The organism is Mesorhizobium sp. M2E.F.Ca.ET.219.01.1.1 (assembly GCF_004016445.2).
In the GTDB taxonomy this organism is placed as follows: domain Bacteria; phylum Pseudomonadota; class Alphaproteobacteria; order Rhizobiales; family Rhizobiaceae; genus Mesorhizobium.
Map to the genome: position 1 here is coordinate 687,738 of NZ_SADT02000002.1, position 24,770 is coordinate 712,507.

The 24,770-nt window shown below is 64.9% G+C and carries 29 protein-coding genes; 23 read left to right on the top strand and 6 right to left on the bottom strand.

Features of this window, described 5'->3' with window-relative positions:
- Positions 1-36: 36 nt before the first annotated feature.
- The 9 genes from cysS (at position 37) to EN862_RS13690 (ending at position 8,161) form a co-directional block, all read left to right on the top strand.
- Positions 37-1,488, top strand: a complete 1,452-nt coding sequence (gene cysS / locus EN862_RS13650) for a cysteine--tRNA ligase (protein WP_127867257.1) — start codon at positions 37-39, stop codon at positions 1,486-1,488.
- A gap of 274 nt (positions 1,489-1,762) precedes the next feature.
- On the top strand, positions 1,763-2,161 hold the full coding sequence (locus EN862_RS13655) for a DUF559 domain-containing protein (RefSeq protein WP_127867258.1): 399 nt from the start codon (positions 1,763-1,765) through the stop codon (positions 2,159-2,161).
- Positions 2,158-2,544, top strand: a complete 387-nt coding sequence (locus EN862_RS13660) for a VOC family protein (protein ID WP_127867259.1) — start codon at positions 2,158-2,160, stop codon at positions 2,542-2,544. The genes EN862_RS13655 and EN862_RS13660 overlap by 4 nt, the downstream gene beginning before the upstream one ends.
- Before the next feature lie 33 nt (positions 2,545-2,577).
- A complete protein-coding gene (locus EN862_RS13665; RefSeq protein ID WP_127867260.1) occupies positions 2,578-3,069 on the top strand; it encodes a GFA family protein in 492 nt (163 codons plus the stop codon).
- A complete protein-coding gene (locus EN862_RS13670) occupies positions 3,066-3,542 on the top strand; it encodes a GFA family protein (protein WP_127867261.1) in 477 nt (158 codons plus the stop codon). Before EN862_RS13665 ends, EN862_RS13670 begins: the two co-directional genes overlap by 4 nt.
- Positions 3,539-4,504: a prolyl aminopeptidase gene (gene pip / locus EN862_RS13675; protein WP_189401779.1), complete on the top strand. Its 966-nt coding sequence runs from the start codon at positions 3,539-3,541 to the stop codon at positions 4,502-4,504. The genes EN862_RS13670 and pip overlap by 4 nt, the downstream gene beginning before the upstream one ends.
- Before the next feature lie 53 nt (positions 4,505-4,557).
- Entirely contained in the window at positions 4,558-6,174 is a 1,617-nt protein-coding gene (cimA, locus tag EN862_RS13680; protein WP_127867263.1) for a citramalate synthase, read from the top strand.
- Between the two features lie 316 nt (positions 6,175-6,490).
- Entirely contained in the window at positions 6,491-7,417 is a 927-nt protein-coding gene (rarD, locus tag EN862_RS13685; RefSeq protein WP_127867264.1) for an EamA family transporter RarD, read from the top strand.
- Between the two features lie 57 nt (positions 7,418-7,474).
- Positions 7,475-8,161, top strand: a complete 687-nt coding sequence (locus EN862_RS13690; RefSeq protein WP_127867265.1) for a glutathione S-transferase family protein — start codon at positions 7,475-7,477, stop codon at positions 8,159-8,161.
- A gap of 11 nt (positions 8,162-8,172) precedes the next feature.
- On the opposite strand, the gene EN862_RS13695 is transcribed toward EN862_RS13690, so the two are convergent.
- Positions 8,173-9,168, bottom strand: coding sequence for a transporter (locus tag EN862_RS13695; RefSeq protein WP_127867266.1), 996 nt, complete (start codon positions 9,166-9,168; stop codon positions 8,173-8,175).
- A 289-nt stretch (positions 9,169-9,457) separates the two neighbouring features.
- Here EN862_RS13695 and EN862_RS13700 point away from each other — a divergent pair, with 289 nt between their 5' ends.
- The 3 genes from EN862_RS13700 (at position 9,458) to EN862_RS13710 (ending at position 11,997) form a co-directional block, all read left to right on the top strand.
- Positions 9,458-10,423, top strand: a complete 966-nt coding sequence (locus tag EN862_RS13700) for an MBL fold metallo-hydrolase (protein ID WP_127867267.1) — start codon at positions 9,458-9,460, stop codon at positions 10,421-10,423.
- 37 nt (positions 10,424-10,460) lie between these two features.
- The gene (locus EN862_RS13705; RefSeq protein ID WP_127867268.1) at positions 10,461-10,922 is read left to right on the top strand and encodes a tetratricopeptide repeat protein; all 462 of its coding nucleotides are present in this window, start codon (positions 10,461-10,463) and stop codon (positions 10,920-10,922) included.
- A gap of 550 nt (positions 10,923-11,472) precedes the next feature.
- Positions 11,473-11,997 carry a DoxX family protein gene (locus EN862_RS13710; protein ID WP_127864869.1) on the top strand — a complete coding sequence of 175 codons (525 nt, stop codon included), beginning with the start codon at positions 11,473-11,475 and terminating at the stop codon, positions 11,995-11,997.
- 10 nt (positions 11,998-12,007) lie between these two features.
- Here the strand turns inward: EN862_RS13710 and EN862_RS13715 are convergent, their stop codons facing one another.
- Both EN862_RS13715 and EN862_RS13720 read right to left on the bottom strand, forming a co-directional pair.
- Positions 12,008-12,790: a glucose 1-dehydrogenase gene (locus tag EN862_RS13715; protein ID WP_127864870.1), complete on the bottom strand. Its 783-nt coding sequence runs from the start codon at positions 12,788-12,790 to the stop codon at positions 12,008-12,010.
- Positions 12,777-13,808 (bottom strand): L-idonate 5-dehydrogenase, encoded by a 1,032-nt coding sequence (locus EN862_RS13720; RefSeq protein ID WP_127865459.1) that lies wholly within the window; start codon positions 13,806-13,808, stop codon positions 12,777-12,779. The genes EN862_RS13715 and EN862_RS13720 overlap by 14 nt, the downstream gene beginning before the upstream one ends.
- 170 nt (positions 13,809-13,978) lie before the next feature.
- Here EN862_RS13720 and EN862_RS13725 point away from each other — a divergent pair, with 170 nt between their 5' ends.
- The 5 genes from EN862_RS13725 to EN862_RS13745 all read left to right on the top strand — a co-directional run bounded on the left by EN862_RS13725 (position 13,979) and on the right by EN862_RS13745 (position 16,480).
- On the top strand, positions 13,979-14,695 hold the full coding sequence (locus tag EN862_RS13725; RefSeq protein WP_127864871.1) for a FadR/GntR family transcriptional regulator: 717 nt from the start codon (positions 13,979-13,981) through the stop codon (positions 14,693-14,695).
- Between the two features lie 232 nt (positions 14,696-14,927).
- A complete protein-coding gene (locus tag EN862_RS13730; protein WP_112125665.1) occupies positions 14,928-15,110 on the top strand; it encodes a hypothetical protein in 183 nt (60 codons plus the stop codon).
- 80 nt (positions 15,111-15,190) lie between these two features.
- Positions 15,191-15,565: a hypothetical protein gene (locus EN862_RS13735; RefSeq protein ID WP_127864872.1), complete on the top strand. Its 375-nt coding sequence runs from the start codon at positions 15,191-15,193 to the stop codon at positions 15,563-15,565.
- Positions 15,566-15,629: 64 nt separating this feature from the next.
- Positions 15,630-16,259 carry a hypothetical protein gene (locus EN862_RS13740; protein ID WP_127864873.1) on the top strand — a complete coding sequence of 210 codons (630 nt, stop codon included), beginning with the start codon at positions 15,630-15,632 and terminating at the stop codon, positions 16,257-16,259.
- A gap of 17 nt (positions 16,260-16,276) precedes the next feature.
- A complete protein-coding gene (locus tag EN862_RS13745) occupies positions 16,277-16,480 on the top strand; it encodes a hypothetical protein (protein WP_127864874.1) in 204 nt (67 codons plus the stop codon).
- 41 nt (positions 16,481-16,521) lie between these two features.
- On the opposite strand, the gene EN862_RS13750 is transcribed toward EN862_RS13745, so the two are convergent.
- Positions 16,522-16,812, bottom strand: coding sequence for a hypothetical protein (locus tag EN862_RS13750; protein ID WP_127864875.1), 291 nt, complete (start codon positions 16,810-16,812; stop codon positions 16,522-16,524).
- 117 nt (positions 16,813-16,929) lie between these two features.
- On the opposite strand from EN862_RS13750, the gene EN862_RS13755 reads away from it, so the two are divergent.
- Positions 16,930-17,814 carry a LysR substrate-binding domain-containing protein gene (locus EN862_RS13755; protein WP_127864876.1) on the top strand — a complete coding sequence of 295 codons (885 nt, stop codon included), beginning with the start codon at positions 16,930-16,932 and terminating at the stop codon, positions 17,812-17,814.
- 85 nt (positions 17,815-17,899) lie between these two features.
- Here the strand turns inward: EN862_RS13755 and EN862_RS13760 are convergent, their stop codons facing one another.
- Entirely contained in the window at positions 17,900-18,511 is a 612-nt protein-coding gene (locus EN862_RS13760) for a TIGR00730 family Rossman fold protein (protein WP_127864877.1), read from the bottom strand.
- A 120-nt stretch (positions 18,512-18,631) separates the two neighbouring features.
- Here EN862_RS13760 and EN862_RS13765 point away from each other — a divergent pair, with 120 nt between their 5' ends.
- From EN862_RS13765 to EN862_RS13785, 5 genes are all read left to right on the top strand, one after another.
- Positions 18,632-20,185: a LysM peptidoglycan-binding domain-containing protein gene (locus EN862_RS13765; RefSeq protein WP_127864878.1), complete on the top strand. Its 1,554-nt coding sequence runs from the start codon at positions 18,632-18,634 to the stop codon at positions 20,183-20,185.
- A gap of 280 nt (positions 20,186-20,465) precedes the next feature.
- Positions 20,466-20,945, top strand: coding sequence for a cytochrome C (locus tag EN862_RS13770; RefSeq protein WP_127864879.1), 480 nt, complete (start codon positions 20,466-20,468; stop codon positions 20,943-20,945).
- Between the two features lie 205 nt (positions 20,946-21,150).
- Positions 21,151-21,480, top strand: a complete 330-nt coding sequence (locus tag EN862_RS13775; RefSeq protein ID WP_127864880.1) for a metalloregulator ArsR/SmtB family transcription factor — start codon at positions 21,151-21,153, stop codon at positions 21,478-21,480.
- A complete protein-coding gene (locus EN862_RS13780) occupies positions 21,480-23,363 on the top strand; it encodes an ABC transporter ATP-binding protein/permease (RefSeq protein ID WP_127864881.1) in 1,884 nt (627 codons plus the stop codon). The genes EN862_RS13775 and EN862_RS13780 overlap by 1 nt, the downstream gene beginning before the upstream one ends.
- Positions 23,364-23,522: 159 nt before the next feature.
- Positions 23,523-23,864 carry an antibiotic biosynthesis monooxygenase gene (locus EN862_RS13785; RefSeq protein ID WP_127864882.1) on the top strand — a complete coding sequence of 114 codons (342 nt, stop codon included), beginning with the start codon at positions 23,523-23,525 and terminating at the stop codon, positions 23,862-23,864.
- On the opposite strand, the gene EN862_RS13790 is transcribed toward EN862_RS13785, so the two are convergent.
- On the bottom strand, positions 23,840-24,733 hold the full coding sequence (locus EN862_RS13790) for an SMP-30/gluconolactonase/LRE family protein (RefSeq protein WP_127864883.1): 894 nt from the start codon (positions 24,731-24,733) through the stop codon (positions 23,840-23,842). The two genes, EN862_RS13785 and EN862_RS13790, sit on opposite strands and share 25 nt — an antisense overlap.
- Positions 24,734-24,770: the final 37 nt, after the last annotated feature.

Below are 24,770 nucleotides of genomic sequence, written 5' to 3' on the forward strand. Positions count from 1 at the left end.
GGTTCCGTCCAAATCTAAGGGATCGGAAGGGCACGCATGTCTGACGCATCGAAGGGCCTCAGCCTCTACAACACGCTGACGCGGACGAAGGAACCTTTCGTTCCGATCGACCCGCAAAATGTGCGCATGTATGTCTGCGGCCCGACCGTTTACGACTTTGCCCATATCGGCAATGCCAGGCCGGCGATCGTCTTCGACGTGCTTTTCCGCCTGTTGCGCCAACTCTACGGCGAGAAGCACGTCACGTATGTGCGCAACATCACGGATGTCGACGACAAGATAAACGCTAGGGCGCTGCGAGACTTCGGCGGCGAGATCGCGGCCGGAAAGCTGTCGCTCAACGACGCGATCCGCAAGGTCACCGAAAAGACGGCCGACCAGTATCACAAGGATGTCGCCGCGCTCGGCTGCCTTGAGCCGACCTTCGAGCCGCGGGCGACGGAGTTCGTCGCGCCCCGCGCCGACGGCAAGGCCGACATGCTGTCGCTGATCCGCCAGCTGATCGAGCGCGGCCACGCCTATGTCGCGGGCGGGGAGGTGCTGTTCGACACCGCCTCGATGCCGGACTATGGCGAGCTGTCGAAGCGCAATCTCGACGAGCAGCAGGCGGGTGCGCGCATCGCCGTCGACGCGCACAAGAAGAACCCCGGCGATTTCGTGCTGTGGAAACTGTCGAGCCCGGAAGAGCCCGGCTGGGAAAGTCCGTGGGGCAGGGGCCGGCCCGGCTGGCACATCGAGTGCTCGGCAATGTCGGCCGCTTACCTCGGCGAGGTCTTCGACATCCATGGCGGCGGCTTGGACCTGATCTTCCCGCATCACGAGAACGAGATCGCCCAGTCCCGCTGCGCCCACGGCACCAAGGTGATGGCCAATGTCTGGATGCACAACGGCTTCCTGCAGGTCGAAGGCCAGAAGATGTCGAAGAGCCTCGGCAATTTTTTCTCCATCCATGAGCTGCTGGAGACCGAGACCTTTGGCGGCCGCACCTGGCCGGGCGAGGTGCTCAGGCTGGCGATGCTGATGACGCACTACCGCGAGCCGATCGACTTCTCCGTGCGCAAGCTGGAAGAGGCGGAAAACATGCTGCGCAAATGGAAGCGCGCCGCCGACCTCGCGCCCGCGGCCGCGAACGACCTTCCGGCCGAAGTTGTGGAAGCGCTGTCCGACGACCTCGCCACCTACGCCGCCTTCCAGCGGCTGACGCAGCTTGCCGGCGAGGCGGTCGAGGCTGGCGGCGACGCCGGGAACGGCGCAGCCGCTTCGCTCAAGGCAGCGCTGGCCTTCCTCGGCTTTGATGTCGGCGCGGCCAAGGTGGACGAGGATGCGGTGGCCAAGGCAATCGCCAAACGCTTGGAATTCATCGCCGCCAAGAACTGGGCGGAGGCGGATCGCATCCGCGACGAGCTGCTGGCGCAGGGCGTGCAGCTCAAGGACGGCAAGGACCCCGCCACCGGCGCGCGCGTGACCACGTGGGAGGTGAAGCGGTGATGGCACTCTGGGGATTGGCGAAGGGCGTCGTGACGGCCAATCTCCCCCCTTGCGGGGGAGATGTCCGGCAGGACAGAGGGGGGTGTGAAGGAACGCCAGCCTCTCCGCTTGCCCGCTTTGGCGATAGCTATTTCCTGAGAGTGCAGCACTCCCTAAGAGCTGTTACGCTGGCGGGACAGCACCCCCCTCTGTCCTGCCGGACATCTCCCCCGCAAGGGGGGAGATCAACTGTCGTGCCCCCTTTCGCCAATCTCCAGCGTAGGGCTGCATAGCCATGGGACACGACCTCGTTCCGTCCCGTCAGCGCAAGAACGCCAAATCGATGCGGCGCGCGATGACCGATGCCGAGCTGAAGCTCTGGAATGAGTTGCGCGCCCACCGCCTGATGGGCATGAGTTTTCGGCGACAGGTGCCGATAGGACCTTACATTGTCGACTTCGCTTGTTCTGCTCACCGACTGATAGTCGAGGTCGATGGCAGTCAGCATGCCGATGCCGAACACTCACGATATGATGATGCAAGAAGCGCTTACCTAAGTGCCAGCGGCTGGACCATCCTGCGCTTCTGGAACGACGACGTGATCCGCGATATCGACAATGTCTGCCAGCACATCGTCATTGGGGCCGGCCTGGCCGATGCGCCTGCGCCACCAAGGGAGGAGCTCGTCATATGATCGATCATCTCGGCATCACCGTTTCCGATTTCGACGCGTCGAAATCCTTCTACGACAAGGCGATGGCGCCGTTGGGGGCTTCGCTGCTCTATATGGTGCCGGAGGAATATACCGGCGGCGCCAAGGTCGGCGGCTATGGCCGCGATCGGCCGGTGTTCTGGATGAGCGCGGGCAAGGAGAAGCCGAAGGACCATCAGCACATCGCCTTCACTGCGCGCAGCCGCGCCGAGGTCGACGCCTTCCATGCGGCAGCGCTTGCGGCCGGCGGCAAGGACAATGGCGGGCCGGGCCTGCGTCCGCACTATCATCCCAATTATTACGGCGCCTTCGTCTTCGATCCCGACGGCAACAATGTCGAGGCTGTCTGCCATGATCCGGAGTGAGCCCCTAAAGCAGCCGATGAAACGGAGCGAGCGATGAGCCTCGACAACAGGCCGGTCTACACCGGCGGCTGCCAATGCGGCGCCGTGCGCTTCCGCGTCGAAGGCGCGCTGGGCGACGCCTCGATCTGCCATTGCCGCATGTGCCAGAAGGCGAGCGGCAATTTCTATCTGCCGCTGGTCTCGGTGCGCGGCGCCACGCTCGACTGGACGCGCGGCGAGCCGAAACGCTTCCGCTCTTCCAGCGCCGCCTGGCGCGGCTTCTGCGCCGAATGCGGCACGCCTCTGACCTTCGAGGCGCCCGACGGTATCGCGCTGGCGATCGCCGCCTTCGACGACCCGACGGGCATCGCGCCGACTGTGCAGTGGGGCGTCGAGGCAAAACTTCCCTATGTCGACAGCATACCGAAGCTGCCGTCGGAGGACACGATGGCCGATATCGGCTCTGCGCCCTACCTCGCCGAGCTCGTCTCCTATCAGCATCCCGATCACGACACCGACCAATGGCCGCCGGAGGAAAGACCATGACCGATCAAGTTCGAACCGGCGGCTGCCAGTGCGGCGCCGTGCGTTTTCGCGTGCACGGCAAGCTTGGGCGCCCGTCCATCTGCCATTGCCGCATGTGCCAAAAGCAGTTCGGCAATTTCTTCGGCGCTCTGGTGACGGTGCCGAAAGACGGCGTCGAATGGACCCATGAGGAACCGACCTATTTCCAGTCCTCGGTCAACATCGACCGCGGCTTCTGCGCCCGCTGCGGCACGCCGCTGACCTACCGCCAGCCGGGCGCGCTGGAGATCGCCATCGGCGCCTTCGACGACCGCTCCGATCTCGCGCCGCAGATCCAGGTGAACTACGCCGTGCGGCTGCCCTGGGTGGAGAAGATCTTCGAGGCGCCGACCCTCGACGATCCCGATTTCTACCGACGGCAGGAGCAGATCATCTCCTTCCAGCACCCCGACCACGAGACGGCCAACTGGCCGGAGCAGGGCTTGAAACTATGACGATGCACGGCAGTTCCTTGCGTACGCTCTATCCCGAGATCGAGCCGTTCGAGTCGGGCATGCTCGATGTCGGCGACGGCCACACCATCTATTGGGAGCGTTGCGGCACCCGGGGCGCCAAGCCTGCCGTGTTCCTGCATGGCGGTCCGGGCGGCACCATCTCGCCGAAACACCGGCGGCTGTTCGACCCGAAACTCTACGAAGTCATCCTGTTCGACCAGCGCGGATGCGGGAAATCGACGCCCAACGCCTCGCTAGAAGCCAACACCACCTGGCATCTCGTCGCCGACATCGAGCGCCTGCGCGAGATGGCCGGCTTCGACAAATGGCTGGTCTTCGGCGGTTCCTGGGGCTCGACGCTGGCGCTCGCCTATGCCGAAACGCATCCCGAACACGTCAGTGAGCTCATCGTGCGCGGCATCTATACGCTCACCCGCGCCGAGCTCGAATGGTATTATCAGTTCGGCGTCTCGGAGATGTTTCCCGACAAATGGGAGCGCTTCCTGGCACCGATCCCCGAGGCCGAGCGCGGCGACATGATGGCCGCCTACCGCAAGCGGCTGGTCGGCACCGACCGTGCGCGCCAAGTGGAGGCCGCCCGCGCCTGGAGCATCTGGGAAGGCGAGACGATCACGCTGCTGCCTGAACCCGAGACCAGCGATCCTTTCGCCCAGGACGACTACGCCGTCGCATTCGCCCGCATCGAGAACCATTACTTCGTCCATGCCGGCTGGCTGGAGGAAGGGCAGCTTCTGCGCGACGCCTGGAAGCTGAAGGACATTCCCGGCACCATCGTCCACGGCCGCTACGACATGCCATGTCCGGCGAAATATGCCTGGGCGCTGCACAAAGCCTGGCCGAAGGCGGATTTCCACCTCATCGAGGGCGCCGGCCATGCCTATTCGGAGCCGGGGATTCTCGATCGCCTGATCCGGGCGACGGATCGGTTTGCGGGAAAATAGTGATGCACGTTCGCGCTCCACGGTGACGGAGCGCGGCATTTCGAGCTACTGCCATGACAAAGCAACGCCTCTACCTCTTCGACACGACCCTTCGCGACGGCCAGCAGACGCCGGGCATCGACTTTTCCGTCGAGGACAAGATCGCCATCGCAAAACTGCTCGACGCGTTCGGCATCGACTATGTCGAGGGCGGCTATCCGGGCGCCAATCCGACCGACACCGCCTTCTTCCAGAAGAAGCGGACGGAAAGCGCGAAATTCGTCGCCTTCGGCATGACCAAGCGGGCAGGGGTCTCGGCTTCCAACGATCCAGGGCTGGCGGCGCTGGTGCAGTCGAAGTCCGACGCCATCTGCTTCGTCGCCAAGAGCTGGGACTATCATGTGCGCGTGGCGCTCGGCTGCACGAATGAAGAGAACCTGGAGTCGATCAAGGCCTCGGTCGAGACCGCGGTGGCCGCCGGCAAGGAGGCGATGGTCGACTGCGAGCATTTCTTCGACGGCTTCAAGGCCAATCCGGACTACGCGCTGGCCTGCGCCAGGACCGCCTACGAAGCCGGCGCCCGCTGGGTGGTGCTGTGCGACACCAATGGCGGCACGCAGCCTTCCGAAGTGCGCGCGATCGTCGAGAAGGTGATCGCCGGCGGCATCCCGGGCGACCGTCTCGGCATCCACGCCCATGACGACACTGGACAGGCGGTGGCGAACTCGCTCGCCGCCGTGGAGGCCGGCGTTCGCCAGATCCAGGGCACGCTGAACGGCATCGGCGAGCGCTGCGGCAACGCCAATCTGATCACCATCATCCCGACGCTTTCGCTGAAGCCGGCCTTCGCCGATCGCTTCGAAACCGGCATTTCGGCGGAGGATCTGACCGGAATATCCAGGCTCTCCCGCGCCTTCGACGAATTGCTCAACCGCGCGCCGGAAGCCCAAGCACCCTATGTCGGCTCCTCGGCCTTCGCCACCAAGGCCGGCATCCACGCCTCAGCTCTGGCCAAGGAGCCGGCGACCTATGAGCACGTGCCGCCGGAAGCCGTCGGCAACCGCCGCCGCGTCATGGTCTCCGACCAGGGCGGCAAGGCCAATTTCCTTGCCGAGCTGAAGCGGCGCGGCATCGAGGTGCCGAAGGACGATCATCGGCTCGACGCGCTGATCGCCGTCGTCAAGGAGCGCGAGGCCGAGGGCTATGCCTATGAAGGCGCCGACGCTTCGTTCGAGCTGCTTGCGCGAAAAATGCTGCATGGGCTGCCGGAGTTCTTCAACGTCACCTCCTTCCGCTGCATGGTCGAGCGCCGCTTCGACGCGAACGGCAATCTGAAGACCGTCTCCGAGGCGATCGTGAAGGTCGAGGTCGATGGCGAGGAGAAGATGTCGGTGGCGGAAGGCCACGGCCCGGTCAACGCGCTCGACATCGCGCTGCGCAAGGACCTCGGCAAATACCAGAGCGAGATCGTCGACCTCGAGCTTGCCGACTTCAAGGTGCGTATCCTCAACGGCGGCACCGAGGCCATCACCCGCGTTCTGGTCGAATCGCATGATTCCACCGGCGCCCGCTGGTGGACGGTCGGCGTCTCGGAAAACATCATCGACGCCTCCTTCCAGGCGCTGATGGATTCGATCATCTACAAGCTGATGAAGAATCGTGAGATGGCGGGATTGGTGGCGGCGGAGTAGGGCTCCTTTCCTCGCCCCCGCAAAGCGGGGGAGAGGTGGCCCGGCGAAGCCGGGACGGAGAGGGGGACGCCCCTCCGCGAAGCCAGAGTCGATGCAAGAGAGAGTGCGAGGCTGGTCACAAAGACACTTATCCCGAAGCGGTAAATTGCCGGCCGCCGCGCTGCCCCTCTCCGTCCCGGCTTCGCCGGGCCACCTCTCCCCACTGCGTGGGGCGAGGAAAGGGCGCCGAGCTCGTTTGAACCATCACGAAAAGTCCATTGATCCATCATAATTTTGTGATGGTCTTGGGCGATCCGCTGGGCCATAGCGTTGGGCCATGGTCACAGCGACAGCCGATCTCGATCACGACGCCAAAGCCCGCCGAGGATTCCTTTTGGCGCTTGGCGCCTATTTCCTTTGGGGCCTCTTGCCTTTCTACATGAAGGCGGTGGCGCATCTGCCGCTTGCCGAGGTGATCGCCAACCGCGTCGTCTGGTCGGTGCCGATCGCGGCTTGCGTGCTGGTCTGGGCCGGCCGCACAGCCGACTTCAAGGCGGCGATCCGCTCACCCAAAAGCCTTGCCATGGCGGCGCTGACGGCGGTGCTGATCTCGGTCAACTGGGGCATTTATGTCTGGGCAATCGCGGTCGACCGCACCGTCGAGACCGCTCTCGGCTATTACATCAACCCGCTGGTCAACGTCGTCGTCGGCGCCGTGCTGCTCGGCGAACGGCTCGACCGGCTGCAGATCGCGGCGGTTGCGTTGGCCGCGATCGCGGTGACGGTGCTGACCGTCGAGGCAGGCAAGCTGCCCTGGGTATCGCTGGCGCTCGCTTTCTCCTTCGCCGCCTACGGCTTCTTCCGCAAGACGCTGCCGATCGGCCCCAGCCAGGGCTTTCTGCTCGAAGTGCTGCTGCTCTCGGTGCCGGCGCTTTGCTACATCGTCTACCTGATAGCCACCGGCCAGGATCATTTCATCTCCAGCACCGTTTCCGACACGGCCTTGCTGATCGGCTGCGGCCCGATCACCGCGGTGCCGCTGCTGCTCTTCGCCTTCGGCGCCCGGCTGCTGCGCCTGTCCACCATCGGCATCATGCAATATATCGCGCCGACCATGGTGTTCCTGATCGCCGTGCTGATCTTCGACGAGCCGTTCGGTACCACGCAGGCGATCGCCTTCGCGCTCATCTGGACGGCGCTGGCGATGTATTCATGGTCGATGTTCCGAGGCCGCGAGGTCCGCCCGGCGGCGCCCGCGAGATAAGCAAAAGTGCGAGACGGCTTTCCGTCCGCAACTGCGTCGAACAGAGGAGGGCGCCCGATGTACGTTCTGCATATCGGCAACAAGAACTATTCGTCCTGGTCGCTGCGCCCATGGCTGCTGATGCGCGTCCTCGACATTCCCTTCGAGGAGCGACTGACGCCGTTCCCGAACGGACCAGGTTTCGACCTCTACCGGCGGTTTTCGCCAAACGGCCGCGTACCCTGCCTGGTCGACGATGGCTGGGCGGTCTGGGATTCGCTCTCGATCGTTGAGTATCTTGCCGAACGCCATCCGGGCGTCTGGCCGGCGGATGCAAAGGCGCGCGCCTGGGCGCGCTCGGCCGCCGCCGAGATGCATTCGAGCTTCACCGCGCTGCGCAACGACTGCCCGATGAGCTGCGGTGTACGGGTCGAGCCATTGCCGATGTCCGCCTCGCTGAAGCACGACCTCTTTCGCATGGGTGACTTGTGGAACGACGGCCTTACCCGTTTCGGCGGACCTTTCCTGGCCGGCGACCGTTTTGGCGCCGTCGATGCCTTCTTCGCTCCCGTCGCGTTCCGGGCGCAGTCCTATGGCCTGACTTTCGACGGCTCGGCCGCTGCCTACCCACAGCGGCTGCTCGACCTGCCGGCCATGCGCGAATGGTACGCGGCCGGCCTGGCCGAGACATGGCGTGAGCCCGGCCACGAAGCCGAAGTCGCTGCCGCGGGTACGATCGTCGTGGATCTGCGGGCAACCGCGTAGTCCCGATTGCTTCAGACGCGCCCCAGCCGTCGCACGATCTTGTAAACGATGCCGGCGATGACGACCGAGATCGCCGTCACCACCCAAAAGCCGTGCGGCGTGTCGACCAGCGGCAGCCCGCCGACATTCATGCCGAACAGGCCGGAGATGATGGTCATCGGCAACAGCACCGCCGTCATGACCGACAGGATGTAGAGCAGCTGGTTCGACTGCTCGGTGAGCTTGGCCATCAGCTCGTCCTGCAAAAGGCGGGTGCGCGCCTGCAACTGCTCGCCGTCGTGATGCAGCGTATGCGCCCGGTGCGAGAGACGTGTGGCCATGTCGTTGATCGCGTCCGGCAGGTCGTTGCGATGCGAATGGTCGAGGTGGCGGAAAAGGCTGGTGAGCGTCGCCATCTGCCGGTGGATCAGCACCAGCTGCCGGCGCGCGTCGACCAGCGCCTGGCGCTCATTGTGCCATGCATCGCACACGATGCGGTCCTCGATGCCGTCGAGCGTGTCGCCCATCCTGTCGAGCTCGGCCGCCATGCCGTCGAGCGACTGGCCCATCACCGCCTCGATCAGCTCGGCCGGCGTGCGGAATTTCCGCGCGCCGCTCTCCACCAGCTTGCGGATCCTGTCGACCGATTCCAGCGGCTGCTTGCGGGCGCCGACCAGCATCCTGTCGTTGAAGGCGAAGCGGAAATGCGTGAGCCAGCGCGCCTCCGCGAAATCGTGCCTGAGGTCGGGCAGGTCGCCATAGAGGAAGTCGTCCTCGAAATCGATCTGGCAGCCATGGCTGGGCGACAGGAAGGCCTCGCGTACTGGCACCGGCAGGGCCTGCTCGGCGCCGATCTCCTTGCGGGCGCGCATGTCGGTGATCTGGTAGCTGCGCCAGCTCCAATGCGCCTCGGCGGGATCCTTGGTGCGGGAACCGTCGGCCTTGAAATGGTAGATGAAGAACAGGCCGTGCTCGTCCGGCAAATAGGGCGAGAGATCGGTGCCTTCGGCGGGGAGGGCGATGTTCATGGCGGCTTCGCCGGCTCTTGATGCGGTCGAGGTCGCGGGGGCGGCCAGACAGCGTTTCTAGCATGCGCCACCCGTCTGAGTGTGACAGTTCGATGACGGCTGGCGACCGGCCGCCTCGATCCTGACTTCGCGTGTCCCAAAAAATCTTCCGCGCCCCGGGAATAAAGCCCCGGCCTTCCGGGTCTTGGCTGTAGCGAGGCGAACCTTCCCGGGCCTCGCGCCGCAAGCCCGCGGGAAATGCCCTTTCCAGGGAGCCACGGCTGCACGCAGCCACTAGAGGAGATTTCTGATGTTCAACATGACACGCCGCATGGTGCTCGGATCAGCCGCCGCCGCTGCCGCCTTCGGCATTGCCGGCAAGCTGGAATTCGCGGCTCACGCCGAAACCCCGGTCGAGCCGCTGGTCGGCTTCTACAAATACAAGGTCGGCTCGCTCGAGGTCACCGCCGTCTATGACGGCATCTGGCGCAAGCCCCACGACCCGGCCTTCATCAAGGACGTGTCGGTCGACGACACCAAGGCGGCGCTCGCCAAGGCGGGGCTGACCACCGACTTCATGCCGATCCCACTCACCGTCGTCGTGCTCAAGATGAACGGCCGCACCATCATGATGGACGCGGGCTCGGGCGTCGGCCAGTGGCAGGCCAACGCCACACATCTGCCGGCCAACATGAAGGCCGCCGGCATCGACTACAAGGCGATCGACACCATTCTGATCTCGCATTTCCACCCGGACCATGTCTGGGGCCTGATGGAGAAGGGCACCAACGATCCGGTGTTTCCGAATGCCGAGCTGATCGTCAACGCCACCGAGTACAATTGGTGGACGGATCCGAGCCGCCTCGCCAAGCTGCCCGAGGGCCGCAAGCCGGCGGGCAAGCGCATCGCCGAGAATTTTCCGAAATGGAAGAACTGGAAGCTGGTCGACGACGGCGCGGAAGTGGTGCCCGGCATCCGCCTCATGGCGGCACCCGGCCACACGCCCGGACATTCCGTCTACCATGTCGATGCCGGCGCCGAGCAGTTCCTCGTCTCCGCCGACACCATGTATGTGCCCGCGCTGCTTGCCCCGCATCCCGAATGGCAGGGCGCCTACGACCAGGACGGGCCGATGGCGATCGCCACGCGCCACAAGATCATCGACCAGGTGATCGCCGACAATGTCCGCATCTGCGGCTCGCACTTCCCGTTCCCCGGCACTGGCAGCTTCGTCAAGGACGGCAATGCCTACGCCTTCACCCCAACCCAGATCTGATTTTGAATCGGATCCTGAACAGAAAGCGACAACTCCCATGAAACACTTAACTTTCGCGGTGCTCGGCGCCATTGCGGTCCTGACCGCGGCCCCCGTCGTCATCGCCGCTCCGGCCTATGCCGTGGACGATATCGAAGGCGCCGATGCGCCCGACCTGACGGCCGTGAAGGCCAAGATCGACGCCAAGGACTATCAAAGCGCGCTGGCCGATCTGCGCGACCTTGCGCAGGACACCCAGCAGGCCGATGTCTACAATCTGCTCGGCTTCACGCTGCGCAAGACCGGCGACTACCAGACCTCGCTGACCTACTACACCAAGGCGCTGGAGCTTAGGCCCGACCACAAGGCCGCGCACGAATATCTGGGCGAGCTCTATGTCGAGACCGGCGACATGGCCAAGGCCAACGAGCAGCTCGCCTCGCTGCAAAAACTTTGCCCGTCTGGCTGCGAGGAGCTTTCCGACCTCAAGCAGGCCATCGACACCAAGGTGACGAAGTAACGCTGTTTCTCGCCCCTACGGAGGTGGCTAGGGCATGCACCCATTTCCGAGCAACTGGTCTTTGGCGATAGCGTGCATGGCAGCTTGGCGCATGCGCTGTCCAATGTAGCGCTGGTCGACCCCCACTCCGTCTCGGCTTCGCCGAGCCACCTCTCCCCCGATCGACGGGGTAGAGGAAAGGCGCCAGGCTCTTTTGCCGGCAACGCTCGTCCGGCAACGCTCCCTTCCTTTCCCTCCGGAGGGGGGAAAGGTGGCGCTGCGAAGCAGCGACGGATTGGGGGAACCACGTGGCAATCATGCCTCGGCCTGATCTGTCACGCCAGCCACGGAAGATGTGCATAGCGCAGGCAAAGTTGGGGAGAGGCCGGAGGCCTGACGACGCTGAGCTTGCCCCACGACTATCAACTTTTTGGGCGCCACGGCGGTAGCGCCCGAAAACCGGAGCCGGCGTTCCTCTCCCTCGCGCCGGCTCCGACCTTTCAACCTCGAGCACGCAGGCGCGCCCACGCGGACGCGTGATGGCCACTGTTTCCAAGCATTGGAGCCGACGATGACACCGACCGAACTCGCCGAAAAACTCCACGTCAGGGACGTCGTCCTGCTTGCCGGCCGTCTGCTCCTGTCCCTGATCTTCGTGCATGAGGGACTGCAACTGGCGACGCATTTCGAGGGCGCTCAGAAGGCCATGGCCGCGCTCGGCGTCGGCACGCCGCTGCTCATCGCCACCATCCTGCTGCAGCTCGGTGTCGGCCTGTCGGTGGCGCTCGGCATCCTGCCGCGACTGGGCGCGATCGGGCTCGGCCTGTTCTGCCTGATGACGGCCAGTCTCTTCCACACCAATTTCGCCAGCCAGAACGAGCTGCTGCACTTCGAGAAAGATCTCGCCATCGCCGGTGGCATGTTCATCCTGGCGCTCAGCGGGGCGGGCAGGCTGTCGGTGGACAAGGTGCTGGTCGAGATGATGAAGGGCAAGGTGGGCGCAAGCGCCAAGGTTGACACAACACCCGCGCCGAGCGAGACACCCGCGCCGAGCGAGCCGCATCTATCGACGGGTGTGACAAGCCTGCCGCTGTGACGCCGGTCGCTCACAGCACACTCGTGATCCCGCCATCCACCAGCAGCGTCTGCCCCGTCACGAAGCTTGCCGCATCCGACGCCAGGAACACCGCGGCACCCGCCAGTTCCTCGACATCGCCCCAGCGCCGCATCGGCGTGCGGCCGGTCAGCCAGGTCGAGAATGTCTCGTCGGCGACGAGGGCGGCGTTGAGCTCGGTCTTGAAATAGCCGGGGGCAATGGCGTTGACGCGCACGCCGTGCTGGCCCCATTCTCCGGCCATTGACTTGGTCAGCATGGTGATCGCCCCCTTGCTCGCCGCGTAGGGCGCGATGGAGGGGCGGGCGAGCGCACTCTGTACCGAGGAGACGTTGATGATGACGCCCTTGCGGCGTTGGATCATGCCCTTGACCGCGGCGCGGCTCACCTTGAACACGCCGTCGAGATTGGTCGCCATTAGCGCGTCCCAGTCGGCGTCGGAAAAAGTTTCGAGCGGCGCGCGGCGCTGGATGCCGGCATTGTTGACCAGGATATCGATCGGCCCGGTGCCGGATTCCGAAGCCGCGATTGCCGCATCGACCGATTGCGTGTCGGTGACGTCGATCACGGCTTCCGCGACCGTGTGGCCTTCGGCACGCAGCCTGTCGCCGGCAGCTTTCAGCTCCTCCATCTTGCGGCCGCCGAGCGTGACGCGCGCGCCGGCGCCGGCGAGCGCCTCCGCGAAGGCGAGGCCCAGGCCGCGGCTGGCGCCGGTGACGAAGGCATGCCTGCCTTCGAGGCCGAAGAGACGGCCGAGATAATCAGTCGAACGCAATTTGCACCTTCATCGATTGTGATTTGTCGCTGGCTAGATCGAAGGCTTTTCGCGCCTCGGCGAGCGGCAGCGTGTTGCTGAGCAGCGGCGCGACGTCTATGCGGCCGGAGCCGATCAGGTCGACCGCGAGCGCGAATTCCGTGTCGAAGCGGAAGCTGCCCTTCAGCTGGATTTCCTTGGTGACGATGACCGACATCGAAAGCTCCGCCGTCGCGCCCTGGCCGACGGTCACCAGCGTGCCGCGCGGCTTGATGACAGGCAATGCGCTGGCCACCGTGGCGCCCTGGCCGGCGGCCTCGAACACGACGTCGAAATGCCCCTTGTTGGCGGCATAGGCGTCCATCGCGTCCGCATGGGTGGCGACATTGATGGTGCGGTCGGCGTCGGCCTTGGCGGCATATTCCAGCGGCTTGTCCTGCACGTCGGTGACGACCACCTCGCGCGCGCCGGCAAAGCGCGCGGCGAGCACCAGCAGTGTCCCGATCGGTCCGGCGCCCATGATCAGCACGCGGCTGCCATAGACCGGAGCCTGGGCGACGGCATGCAACGTCACGGCGAGAGGCTCGGCGAAGGCGCCGGCCGTGGGGTCGGAGCCCTTCGCCAGCGGCACGGCGTTTTCAGCGCGGCAGACGACATGCTCGGCAAAGCCGCCCTGCACATGCGGCGTGCGCATCGCGGACCCCAGGAAACGCATGTCGAGGCAATGGATCGGCTGTCCGGCCCGGCAGAAGGCGCAGGTACCGCAAGGATTGGCCGGATTGACGGCGACCGCCGTGCCCACCGCCGGCCCGGAGACGCCGGCGCCCAGCGCCTCGACACGGCCGGCGATCTCATGGCCGAGGATCATCGGCTCCTTCATGCGCACGGTGCCGAAACCGCCATGGCGGAAATAATGCAGGTCGGAGCCGCAGATGCCGCCGCGCGCGATGCGCACCAGCACCTCGCCGGGGCCGGGCGTTGGCGTCGCGCGCTCCTCGACGTCGAGGTCGAGCGGCCGGCGCAGCACCACCGCGCGCATGGAGGATGTTGGCGACAAACCGGCTCTCCGCTGTTTCGCCCCCAATAGCTAACAGGAAAGTCGCGATGCCTTCAACTGCATTTATCTGACAAATCAGATGATATGGACAGACCCGGCTTGGTGAGGTAACACCGACCGGTTGTTGGCAGGCTAAAAATGGGCCGGGACAAATGGCAGGCAACCAGACCTCGTCGGTGACGGACGAGATAGCCAACATCCTCGGCCGCGAGATTCTCGGCGGGCTGTTTCCGCCCGGCGCGACGCTGCTCGGCGAGGAGGAGATCTGCGCCCGCTTCGGCGCCAGCCGCAGCGCCGCCCGCGAGGCGGTGAAGATCCTGTGGGCCAAGGGCCTGCTGGTCACCCGACCGCGGCGTGGCTCGCGCATCCGCCCGCTGAAGGACTGGAATTTTTTGGACCCTTCGGTGCTGGGCTGGCTGCGCGCCAGCGCGACACCGCGCCGCTTCATCATCGAACTCCTGGAAGTGCGCCTGGGCTTCGAATGCGAGGCCGCGGCCCTTGCCGCGAGCCGCAACAACCCGGACGAGATCGCCGCCATCCGCGAGGCCTTCGAAGCGATGCGCGCCGCGTCCTGCGGCCAGGGCGATCCGGTCCTGTCGGACGCCGCTTTCCATGAAGCGGTGCTAGCCGCCACCGGCAACCGCTTCTTCCTGCCGCTCTCGGCGCTGATCCACACGGCGCTGCAATATAGCGTGCCGACCACCAACGCGCTGTTCGGTCACCCGGTCGGCGATCTCGACGCGCATGGCAAGGTGCTGAAAGCGATCGAGGCCGGCGATGCCGCGAGGGCGCGCAAGGCCATGCACGACATGCTGTGCGAGGTGCTCGCCCGCGTGCGCACGGCCGTTGAGCTTACGGGCGCAGCCTGAGCCGCGACAGGCCGGACCTTCGTGTTGTTCCGGCCTGCGTTTGTGACGGCTAATGCAGATAACCGAGCAGCCAAAGAATAAGGATGATGGGCAAAGGAATCCCGATAAGCCAAAGCAATCCGCCTCGCAGCATGACGATCTCCAAAATTTTTGTTGTGTGAGGCAACGCTAATGCGCGGACTTTGTTCCGGCGCGAGAATCTGCTGATTTATCCGAGCGGACGGAGGGGCCAATGCTTAAATGGGGTGCCATCCTGGGTGCGATCGGCTTTCTCGGCGGTTTCGTCGGTCCGGTCATCTTCACGCCGGAAGCAAATCAGGGTCCGCTGCTTGGCATCTTCATCACAGGCCCGCTCGGCTTCATTCTCGGGCTGATGGTCGGCTTTGTTCTGCGGATGCTGCCGGAGCGGCGCTAGACTGGCGGATAGTCGTTGCCGTTACGCACAATTAAGGCCGAACCCGTACATTGCGTGGCATCCGATCGGGGATTGTGGCCATGAGCCAGCGAGCGTTCATCACTCTGCTGATCCTGCTGGCGGTCCTCGTCGCGCTGTCGGCGACGTCCTTTCCAGGCGCGATGATCGGCTTTCTGTTCGGCATCACTATCGCCTTCTTCGTCGCCGGGCCGGCCATGCTGATCGGCAAGGTGCTCGAGAACAACGGCATCGCGATATCCGGCCAGACGGCGCTGTGGTTGCTGGCCGGCTTCTACGCGCTGCTCATCTTTGCGGCGGCATTCCAGATCTGGCGCCGGCTTCAGCATCAGGAACCCGACCAGGCGCGCTCGGCGGGGCTGCGGCTGGCGCTGCTGGTCGCGTTGCCGATGATGGCATGGCTGTCGGTGAACGCGATGCAGGATGCCTGGCCGTAGGCCACTAGGCTCCGGCCCAACAAACTGGCAGGATGGCCCGATCAACGCGATTGGGGGCGATCGCATGACCTTGCTGCAATTTCCGGTCACCGGCGAACAGGTCTCAAACGAGGAGACGGAAGAAGTCATCCGCGAGGCGGAACCGCATCGCGGCCTCGTGCGCTACCGCCCCGATGGCGGCGAGCTTTTCATCCATACAAGGGTGAACATGGCGCTGATGCGCGCCGCCGCATCGCTGCCGATCCTGCGCCTGAAGATCACGCCGCGCGGAAACGAAGTGATGCCGCGCGATGGGCTGCTCACGCCCAAAGGGTCGCAGCGTAACTATGCTTTCCTCGAAAAGCTCTGCGAGGATCTGGTCGCCGCGAACTGCCCCGCCTGTTATATCGCCGAGCAGCATGGCGAGGGCCGCCGCGATTTCTACTTTACGAGCGAAGACATCGCCGGTTTCGAACAGATAGCCGGCAGGGTCGCCGAGGCGCTGGCCTTTCCGCTCGCCGTGGAACGGCATTCGCTTGCCGCGCTGGCGCCGCTCATTCTTCCGACTGAAGCGATAGGCGATCTCGGACTGGAAGTCGCGGCGGACGCCCGCATCCGGCCGACGCGCTTCGAGTTCCGGGGCGCTGAGCCGTCTCTGGCAAAGCTGCGCGCGCTCTCGAAAAGCGCGGCTATCGCTTCCTTGGCATGGAGATAGTCTCGCACGAACTCAGGATGGCGAAGGACGTGCGGATCGATGGCGAGGGATTTCGCGCCGTGCTGAAGGAGATCGTTCCCTTGGCCCGTTCGCTCCGATGCAGCTATTGCGGCACGGAGACCGTCGAGGGCCTGGATCAGTTCCTGCTCACTCGCCCGCTGCCCGAGCGCTACGGCGGCACGCGCCCGGGACTTTTCGGCCGTCTCTTCGGTCGCGGATAGGCCCTGCCAGGTTGGCCGCGGCAGCTAACGCTGCTGTTGCTTCAGCGCTTGGGTCCAAAACCCGGATAGGGATTGAGTGGCACAATCGCCGCAATGTCCATCATGCCGGCCTCGATCAGCGGCAGTGTGGCGAGATGGCCGCGCACTTCCTTCTCGTCGCCCGCCTCGAACATGATGCCCGTGCCTGGAACGTCGCCGCGGTTCCAGATCTGGCGTACCGCACCTTGCACGTAGAGCATCTTGCGCTGTTCGGATTCCGGCGGCAGCAACGGCGCGAAATCGGCGTCGCTGAATTTCTGGGTGTTGCGGGTGAGCAGGGCAAAGAACTGCATGGCGATCTCCTTTGTGGCTGGTCGATGCCGGAGATATCGCGCTGGCTGGCCAGACTGTCCAAGACTGATTAGGCTATAATTGAGACCCATGAGGTCTTGATCTGTTGGAGCGAAAAAATGCTCGACCTGCGCCAGATAAGATATTTCGTCGCCGTCGCCGAGGCCGGCAATGTGGGCCGTGCCGCCGAGCAGTTGCACATCTCGCAGTCGCCCTTGAGCCGGCAGATCATCCAGCTCGAGGAGCAGCTCGGCGTCACCTTGTTCGAGCGGGCGAAGCAGCGCGTTCACCTCAATGCCGAGGGCAGGGCCTTCCTCGCCGAGGCGCGCGCCTTGCTTGCCAACGCGGCGCGGCTGGAAGAAATCGGCCGCAACCTCGCCAGCGGTGCCGCGGGCAGCCTTGCCATCGGCTATGTCGAAGGCGCGGTGCATGCCGGGCTGGTTGCCGCGATGCTGAAGGATTTTCGCCGCGAGCGCCCGCATTTCCACCTTCAGCTGCGCAGCCGGCGAACGGCGCAGCAGTTCGAGGACCTGAGGCAGCGCGTGCTCGACCTCGGTTTCGTTTATTCGCCCGCGCCAGAGGGCGATCGCGACCTTGAAAGCGTGCTGGCGCGGCGCGAGCCGCTGGTGCTCGCTATGCCCGAAAGCGATCCGCTGGCCGGTGTCGCCGACGTCCAACCCGGCGATCTCGACGGCCGCGTCTGGATCACGGTCGTGCGCCAGCCCGGCGACACCAACCGCGCGCAGTTCCTGGCAGCCGGCGTCGAATCCGGCTTCATGCCCGACATCGCCTATGAGACCGCCGATCCGTTGACCTCGCTCGGCCTGGTCAGCGCCGGCCTCGGCCTCGCCACGGTCCAGGCAAGCCTGCGAAGCGCGGCGCCCCAGGGCGTGGTCTTCCGCGACCTGCCCTGGTTCAAGCGCAGCGTGTCGATCCATCTGGCCTGGCGGCGGAATGACCGCAGGGCGGTGATTGGGGATTTGAGGAGGGCAGTAGGGCAGTAGGGCAGTAGGGCAGTAGGGGGAACATTCCGAGGGCACAGTTTCAGCGCTCAACATACTGCCTTACTGCCCTACTCCCGTACTCCCCTTACATCTTGTCGATCACCGACTGCACCCCTTCCGTCGGCGCGTCGACGGACGAGCCCGCCACCATGATGGCGGCGACGATCGCTTCCGGGTCATTCACCACCAGCGGCTTCACGCGATGCGCGGTGTGGATGAAGCCTTCCTCCGACATGTGCTCGATCAGCGCCAGCATCGGGTCCCAGAACCCCTTGACGTTGGCGAAGACGATCGGCTTGCGGTGATGGCCGAGCTGCGCCCAGGTCATGATCTCGACGATCTCCTCCACCGTGCCGATGCCGCCCGGCAGCGCCACAAAGGCGTCTGATTTTTCGAACATGCTGTGCTTGCGCTCGTGCATGTTGTCGGTGATCAGCAATTCGTCGAGCTTGTCGAGGGCTGTCTCGGTCGCTTCCCTGTTGATCAGGAAGCGCGGGATGATGCCGGTGACCTTGCCACCAGCCTTGAGCGCGCCATCGGCGACGGCGCCCATGATGCCCTTGGTGCCGCCGCCATAGACGAGGCGCAACCCGGATTTGGCAAGCGAGCGGCCAAGCGTGTGGCCGGCCTTGATATAGGCCTCGTCGCGGCCCGGAGACGAGCCGCAATAGACGCAGACGGATCGAATCGTGTTCATGGCGACGATTGGTGATGGGGACGGTCGGCGGGGTCAAGCCCGCGGACGGGCTTTTTCTTGTGAGCGTGGAGAAAACACGCTAGACCGGGCGTTAGGTGGCTAAGGGGGCAATATAAAGTTATGGCTATCAATCCTTCTAAGGCGTTCTTGTTCGCGGCGGGCGGCGTGGCCGTCGTCGCGGCGGTCGCCTACGGGTCGGGTGCGCTCGATCCATACATCAACAACCAGAAACCGGCGCAGGTCGCGGCGCTTCCGCAGACCGATGCGAAACCGGCTGAATCCTCGAGCACGGCCACCGAGTCGCGCGTGCCCCAGGCCCCGGCCAACACAATGGCGCCCGCCAATACCATGGCGCCGGCCAACAACGCCATGGCGCCGGCCAACACGATGGCATCGGCCAACAGCGCGACCGCTCCAGCCGCCCAGGCGCCTGCCGCCGCGGGGGGCCCGACATTGCCGACCTTCGATGTCGTGCGCGTCGAAAGCAACGGCTCGATCGTCGTCGCCGGCAGCGCCGCGCCCAACGCCAAGGTCGAGATCCTGAGTGGCGGCACGGTGCTCGGCTCGACCGATTCCGGCCCCGACGGCGCCTTCGCCATCGTGCTCGACGATCCGCTGAAGCCCGGCGACTATACGATCACGCTGCGCCAGACGGTTGGCGGCACGGCCATCGCCTCGGCCCAGACCGCTGTCGTCTCGGTGCCGCAAAGCCCGACCGGCCAGGTTCTGGCGATGGTCGAGGAACCGGGCAAGGCCTCGCAACTGATCACGGTGCCGCAGGCCGAGACCAAGCCGGCGGCGCCGGCCGCCACCAGTCAGGCGGCACCGGCAGCCCAGGCCCCCGCAACGACCGCGCCGGCTGCATCCGATACGGCCTCGGCCACGATCGCGCCGGCCGCCACGGACCAGGCAACCGCGCCGGCTGGGGCCGAGCCCAAGATCGCCGTCGAAGCGGTCGAGATCGACGGCAGCAAGATCTTCGTTGCCGGCACGGCCGATCCCGGCCGCAAGGTGCGCGCCTATGCCGACGCCATCCTGCTTGGCGATGCGCAGACCTCCGCCGACGGCCATTTCCTGATCGAAGCGACCCGCGACATCCCGGTCGGCAACTACACCATCCATGTCGATGGCCTGGACAGCGACGGCGTCAAGGTCGTCGCCCGTGCCGCCGTGCCGTTCGAGCGCGAGCCAGGCGAGTCGATCGCAGCCGTCGCTCCGAATGAGACGAAGACCGGCGAGGCCAAGCCGGCCGAGACCAAACTCGCACAGGTCCAGGGCGCCGGATCCCAGGCTGCGGAAGCCGAGACCACCGCGCCTGCCGCAACGGCCGCCGATGCCGCGAAGCCCGCGGCGCCGGCAGCCGCCGAGGCTCCGGCCAAGGTCGCCGAGGCGACGCCTTCGGCCGACGTGGCCGAAACGGTCGCGCCGAAGCTCGAACATGCCGACGGCGCCGTCATCATCCGCCGCAACGACACGCTCTGGCGCATCTCGCGCCGCGTCTACGGCCACGGCACCCGCTTCTCGACCATCTATCTCGCCAACAAGGATCAGATCCGCGATCCCGACCGCATCTGGCCAGGCCAGGTGTTCAAGGTGCCGTCCAAGTCCAAGGAAGGCGAGGATGCCGACCTGAAGGCCATGGGCGAGCAGATGACCGCGCCGAAGACGGAGTGAGCGCCAATCTCCCCCCTTGAGGGGGAGATGGCCGCAAAGCGGCCAGAGGGGGTCGCCGCGCGTGAAGCGCCGACGTCAGTTGCTCACAGCCTGGTAAGCGCTTTACGCGCGGCGATCCCTCTGTCGCCTTCGGCGACTCTCCCTTCGAGGAGGGAGATTGCTCCCTCTACCCATCCGGTAGCGTCTCAGTTTGAAATTTGCCCGCCTTGACGATGCCCGTCGAATGTAGCTGATCATTCGCGTATGATGGGCGGCAACCAGTCATGGAGGGGCAGGGAATATGCGAACAATCGATCTTTTTGCGGCCGGCGCTCTGTGCATCGTGCCCTCCAGCCTACTGGCGGCGGACGAGGTTTCGGTCGAACGCGGCTTGTATATTTCTATCATCGGCGGCTGCCATTTCTGCCACACGGAAGGATACCGGGAAGCCGATGGGAAAATCGACCCGGAGAAAGCGTTGAAAGGCTCTTCCATTGGCTGGCAGGGTCCATGGGGGACGACCTACGCAGCAAACCTCAGGGACTCGGCGATGGGCTTCAACGAGGACAAATGGGTCGACCACCTCAAGAACAAAGTCAATTTGCCGCCGATGCCCTGGTACCAAGTCCAAGCCATGAGCGACGGCGACTTGCGTTCGATCTATCTCTATATCAAGTCGCTCGGACCAGCCGGCGAGTTGGCACCGTTTTACCGGGAGCCTGGCAAGGCGCCGAGGACACCTTATGTCACACTGGTGCCCCCGCAGACGCCGAAGAAGTGACGACCTATGCCCCGAGGACCTAAAGGCCAGAGCGACCAGCCGATGTGATCGGCAACGCCGTCCGCGTCACGCGCATTGCTCCGTGCGAGGAAGCCGACGTGCAGGACGACGGCAAGAGCGCCGCCGCCATGGCGGGCGCCTCACCTCAATCTACCCATCCGCCTAGCTTGCCCTCTCAGTATCCATCGTCTATCGCCGATGAACGATGACCGAATCCCCCGAAAGCCGTTGCGCCGACAGCCGCGCCGTCGCGCTGCGCCTGGCGGCGCTCTCGCACCCGGCGCGCATCGAGATCCTGAAACGCCTCTCGGCCAGCTCCTGCTGCTCGTGCCGTGAGGTGGTCGATCATCTCGATCTCGCCCAATCGACCGTTTCGCAGCACCTGAAGATCCTGGTCGAGGCCGGGCTCATCCGCTTCGAGGCCGATCGCCAGCGCTCGCGCTACGCGGTCGACCATGCCGCCCTCGCGGGCGTCTCCGCCTCGCTCAACCAACTCCTTGCTTCCTGCTGCCCCGCACCCAAAAGGCAAGACTAGTGGCCGAAAAGACCGTATCCGCCGAAGCCGGCACTCTCACGACCCTGCGCAACCTCTGGCCCTATATGTGGCCGGCCGAGCGCGCCGATCTCAGAGCTCGTGTCACCTGGGCGACGCTGCTTCTGGTCGTGGCCAAGCTCACTTTGGTTGCCGGCCCGTATTTCTTCAAATGGGCGACGGATGCGCTGGCTCATGCCGCCAAGACGCCGCCGCCGCTGCCGTCCTTCCTGCTCGCGCCCGTGGCGCTGGTCATCGCCTATAACGTGCTGCGCCTGGTCCAGCTCGGCTTCAACCAGTTGCGCGACGCGCTGTTTGCCCGCGTCGGCCAGTATGCGGTGCGTCAGCTCGCCTACCGCACCTTCGTCCACATGCACGAGCTGTCGCTGCGCTTCCATCTCGAGCGCCGCACCGGCGGCCTGTCGCGCATCATCGAGCGCGGCACCAAGGGCATCGAGACGATCGTGCGCTTCATCATGCTGAACACGGCGCCGACCATCCTCGAATTCGCGCTGACGGCCGGCATCTTCGCCTTCACCTATGGCTGGAAATATGTCGCCGTGGTCGCCGCCACCGTCTGGCTCTATGTCTGGTTCACGGTCAAGGCCAGCGACTGGCGCATCTCGATCCGCCGGGACATGAATGACAGCGACACCGACGCCAACACCAAGGCGATCGACTCCCTGCTCAACTTCGAGACGGTCAAATATTTCACCAATGAGCACATGGAGGCCGAGCGCTTCGACCGCTCGATGGCGCGCTATGAGATCGCCGCGACCAAGACCTGGACGTCGCTCGGCTGGCTGAATTTCGGCCAGGGGCTCATCTTCGGCCTGGGCACCGTCGTCGTCATGTGCATGTCGGCGCTGGAAGTGCAGGCCGGCACGCAGAGCGTGGGCGACTTCGTCTTCATCAACGCCATGCTGATCCAGCTTTCGGTGCCGCTCAATTTCATCGGCTTCATCTACCGCGAGATCCGGCAGGGGTTGACCGACATCGAGCACATGTTCGACCTGCTCGACGTACCTCAGGAGATCGTCGACAAGCCGGATGCCAAGCCGCTGAAGGTCGGCCCCGGCAAGGTCGAGTTCCGCGACGTGCATTTCTCCTATGATCCGACCCGCAAGATCCTGAAGGGCGTCTCCTTCGAGGTGCCCGCCGGCAAGACGGTGGCGATCGTCGGCCCGTCAGGCGCCGGCAAGTCGACCATTTCCAGGCTTCTGTTCCGCTTCTACGACGTGCAATCCGGCCAGGTGCTGATAGACGGCCAGGACATCCGCGACGTCACCCAGGAGAGCCTGCGCGCCGTGCTCGGCATGGTGCCGCAGGACACGGTGCTGTTCAACGACACCATCGCCTACAACATCCGCTACGGCCGCATCGGCGCCAGCGAGGAGGAGGTGCGCAAGGCGGCCGAGCTCGCCCAGATCGGCCCTTTCATCGACAAGCTACCCGAAGGCTACAAGTCGATGGTCGGCGAGCGGGGCTTAAAGCTGTCGGGCGGCGAAAAGCAGCGCGTGGCGATCGCCCGCACCATCCTCAAGGCGCCGCCGATCCTGATGCTCGACGAGGCGACCGCGGCGCTGGACAGCCACACCGAGCAGGAAATCCAGGCAGCGCTGGACCTCGTCAGCAAGGGCCGCACCACTATCGTCATCGCGCACCGGCTGTCGACGGTGATCTCGGCCGACGAGATCATCGTGCTCAAGGACGGCCAGATCGCCGAGCGCGGCACGCATGCCGCGCTGCTGGCCAAACACGGCCTCTACGCCTCGATGTGGGACCGCCAGCGCGAGGCGACCGAGGCAGAGGAGCGCCTGCGCATCGCGCGGGAAAGCGACGAGCTGGGCGTGATCGTGCGCAGGAGAACGGCGGAGGTAAGCTGAGACGATGGAGCGCTGATCTCCCCCACAAGGGGGGAGATCAGCAGCGTCGGCGCCGCGCCTCCAAGCAGTCGAAAATCCCCTTGACCTCAACCTAACTTGAGCTTGCAAACCGTCTCCGAGCCACCTGCCAGGCAACCTTCCAATTGGAGACAGATCGAAATGAGCACTGAAAATCACCGCACCGGCAGCGTGTTCCGGGTCGACAAATTCGTCGTGCCGGCCGAGGCGCGCGACGAAATCCTGATCAGGGTCTTCATGACGCATGAATTGTTGCGCCGGCAGGAAGGCTTCGTGCAGGATTTCCTGCTCGAACAATTCTCCGGTCCGGGCGAGTTCAACATCGTCACCATGGTCGAGTGGGAAAGCCAGGACGCCGTCGACAAGGTGGTGCCGATCGTCAAGGCGGCCCACGATCGCATCGCCTTCAGCGCGCAGGAAACCATCGCGCGGCTCGGCGTCAAGGCCGACATCGCCAACTACCAGCGCGTGCCGGAGGTGTAAGAAGGCCATCCGGCTCCCGGCGCGGATACAGCGATGCTCAGCACCTGACCGGTGCGGGCGTCGCTCACCATATGCTCGAAACCGCGCCATTCGGCGGCGAGGATGAAAAGCGTCCTGCCGTCGGCTCCGCCCAGCATGCAGGCAAAGCAACCCCGATCGACTTCGACCTGGTCGATTTTCTCGCCGCCTTCGCGCACTCTGACACAGTGCCGGTTCGGAACGTCGGCATACCAGACGCAGCCTTCGGCATCGATGCAGATGCCGTCGGGATAGTCGTTGCCGAGATCGGCCCATACGCGCCGGTTGGAAAGGCTGCCTTCCTCCGCGATGTCGAAAGCCGTCAATCGATTGGCATGGGATTCGGCGACGATCAGCGTCCGGTTGTCCGGCGTCACCGCCATGCCGTTGGCGAAGGCGATATCCTCGGCGACCTGCCGAACCGAGCCGTCCGGCGTGATGAGCACGATCGTGCCCGGTCCGAAATGCTCGCCCGGCGCCGGCGCCGGGCCGCCGCCATTGACGTAGATATTGCCGCGTCCATCGACGACGATTTCGTTCCAGGGGTTATTCGACAACCCTCGGAGATCGGCATGAGTGGCGAGCGTCCCGTCCGCTTCCGGCCTGAGCAGAAGGCCTTCCCGGCCGGAAATGACAAGCAACCGCCCATCCGGCTGCCAGTCGATCGAATAGGGCAGGACGGCCGGCACATTGACCATGACCTCGCTTTTGCCGCGCTCGTCCACGGCGACGATCTCGCCGGTGCCCCAGTTGCACAGCCAGAGCCGGCCGTCATGCCAGCGCGGTGACTCGCCGAAGGCAAGGCCCTCGGTGATGATATTGGCTTTCCTTGTGCTGCTCGATGATGGCATTGGCTGGCTCCGTGGGCGGGTTGTCCAGCCTTAGGAC

What these genes read in the sequence shown, in the direction of transcription:
- EN862_RS13790 (WP_127864883.1), bottom strand. Translation starts at nt 24,733, where the DNA reads ATGCCATCATCGAGCAGCACAAGGAAAGCCAATATCATCACCGAGGGC.
- EN862_RS13710 (WP_127864869.1), top strand. Translation starts at nt 11,473, where the DNA reads ATGACACCGACCGAACTCGCCGAAAAACTCCACGTCAGGGACGTCGTC.
- EN862_RS13670 (WP_127867261.1), top strand. Translation starts at nt 3,066, where the DNA reads ATGACCGATCAAGTTCGAACCGGCGGCTGCCAGTGCGGCGCCGTGCGT.
- EN862_RS13740 (WP_127864873.1), top strand. Translation starts at nt 15,630, where the DNA reads ATGACCTTGCTGCAATTTCCGGTCACCGGCGAACAGGTCTCAAACGAG.
- EN862_RS13725 (WP_127864871.1), top strand. Translation starts at nt 13,979, where the DNA reads ATGGCAGGCAACCAGACCTCGTCGGTGACGGACGAGATAGCCAACATC.
- EN862_RS13660 (WP_127867259.1), top strand. Translation starts at nt 2,158, where the DNA reads ATGATCGATCATCTCGGCATCACCGTTTCCGATTTCGACGCGTCGAAA.
- pip (WP_189401779.1), top strand. Translation starts at nt 3,539, where the DNA reads ATGACGATGCACGGCAGTTCCTTGCGTACGCTCTATCCCGAGATCGAG.
- cysS (WP_127867257.1), top strand. Translation starts at nt 37, where the DNA reads ATGTCTGACGCATCGAAGGGCCTCAGCCTCTACAACACGCTGACGCGG.
- EN862_RS13695 (WP_127867266.1), bottom strand. Translation starts at nt 9,168, where the DNA reads ATGAACATCGCCCTCCCCGCCGAAGGCACCGATCTCTCGCCCTATTTG.
- EN862_RS13775 (WP_127864880.1), top strand. Translation starts at nt 21,151, where the DNA reads ATGACCGAATCCCCCGAAAGCCGTTGCGCCGACAGCCGCGCCGTCGCG.
- EN862_RS13720 (WP_127865459.1), bottom strand. Translation starts at nt 13,808, where the DNA reads ATGCGCGCGGTGGTGCTGCGCCGGCCGCTCGACCTCGACGTCGAGGAG.
- EN862_RS13750 (WP_127864875.1), bottom strand. Translation starts at nt 16,812, where the DNA reads ATGCAGTTCTTTGCCCTGCTCACCCGCAACACCCAGAAATTCAGCGAC.
- EN862_RS13755 (WP_127864876.1), top strand. Translation starts at nt 16,930, where the DNA reads ATGCTCGACCTGCGCCAGATAAGATATTTCGTCGCCGTCGCCGAGGCC.
- EN862_RS13770 (WP_127864879.1), top strand. Translation starts at nt 20,466, where the DNA reads ATGCGAACAATCGATCTTTTTGCGGCCGGCGCTCTGTGCATCGTGCCC.
- EN862_RS13735 (WP_127864872.1), top strand. Translation starts at nt 15,191, where the DNA reads ATGAGCCAGCGAGCGTTCATCACTCTGCTGATCCTGCTGGCGGTCCTC.
- EN862_RS13655 (WP_127867258.1), top strand. Translation starts at nt 1,763, where the DNA reads ATGGGACACGACCTCGTTCCGTCCCGTCAGCGCAAGAACGCCAAATCG.
- EN862_RS13700 (WP_127867267.1), top strand. Translation starts at nt 9,458, where the DNA reads ATGTTCAACATGACACGCCGCATGGTGCTCGGATCAGCCGCCGCCGCT.
- EN862_RS13665 (WP_127867260.1), top strand. Translation starts at nt 2,578, where the DNA reads ATGAGCCTCGACAACAGGCCGGTCTACACCGGCGGCTGCCAATGCGGC.
- rarD (WP_127867264.1), top strand. Translation starts at nt 6,491, where the DNA reads ATGGTCACAGCGACAGCCGATCTCGATCACGACGCCAAAGCCCGCCGA.
- EN862_RS13765 (WP_127864878.1), top strand. Translation starts at nt 18,632, where the DNA reads ATGGCTATCAATCCTTCTAAGGCGTTCTTGTTCGCGGCGGGCGGCGTG.
- EN862_RS13690 (WP_127867265.1), top strand. Translation starts at nt 7,475, where the DNA reads ATGTACGTTCTGCATATCGGCAACAAGAACTATTCGTCCTGGTCGCTG.
- EN862_RS13745 (WP_127864874.1), top strand. Translation starts at nt 16,277, where the DNA reads ATGGCGAAGGACGTGCGGATCGATGGCGAGGGATTTCGCGCCGTGCTG.
- EN862_RS13760 (WP_127864877.1), bottom strand. Translation starts at nt 18,511, where the DNA reads ATGAACACGATTCGATCCGTCTGCGTCTATTGCGGCTCGTCTCCGGGC.
- EN862_RS13730 (WP_112125665.1), top strand. Translation starts at nt 14,928, where the DNA reads ATGCTTAAATGGGGTGCCATCCTGGGTGCGATCGGCTTTCTCGGCGGT.
- EN862_RS13785 (WP_127864882.1), top strand. Translation starts at nt 23,523, where the DNA reads ATGAGCACTGAAAATCACCGCACCGGCAGCGTGTTCCGGGTCGACAAA.
- cimA (WP_127867263.1), top strand. Translation starts at nt 4,558, where the DNA reads ATGACAAAGCAACGCCTCTACCTCTTCGACACGACCCTTCGCGACGGC.
- EN862_RS13705 (WP_127867268.1), top strand. Translation starts at nt 10,461, where the DNA reads ATGAAACACTTAACTTTCGCGGTGCTCGGCGCCATTGCGGTCCTGACC.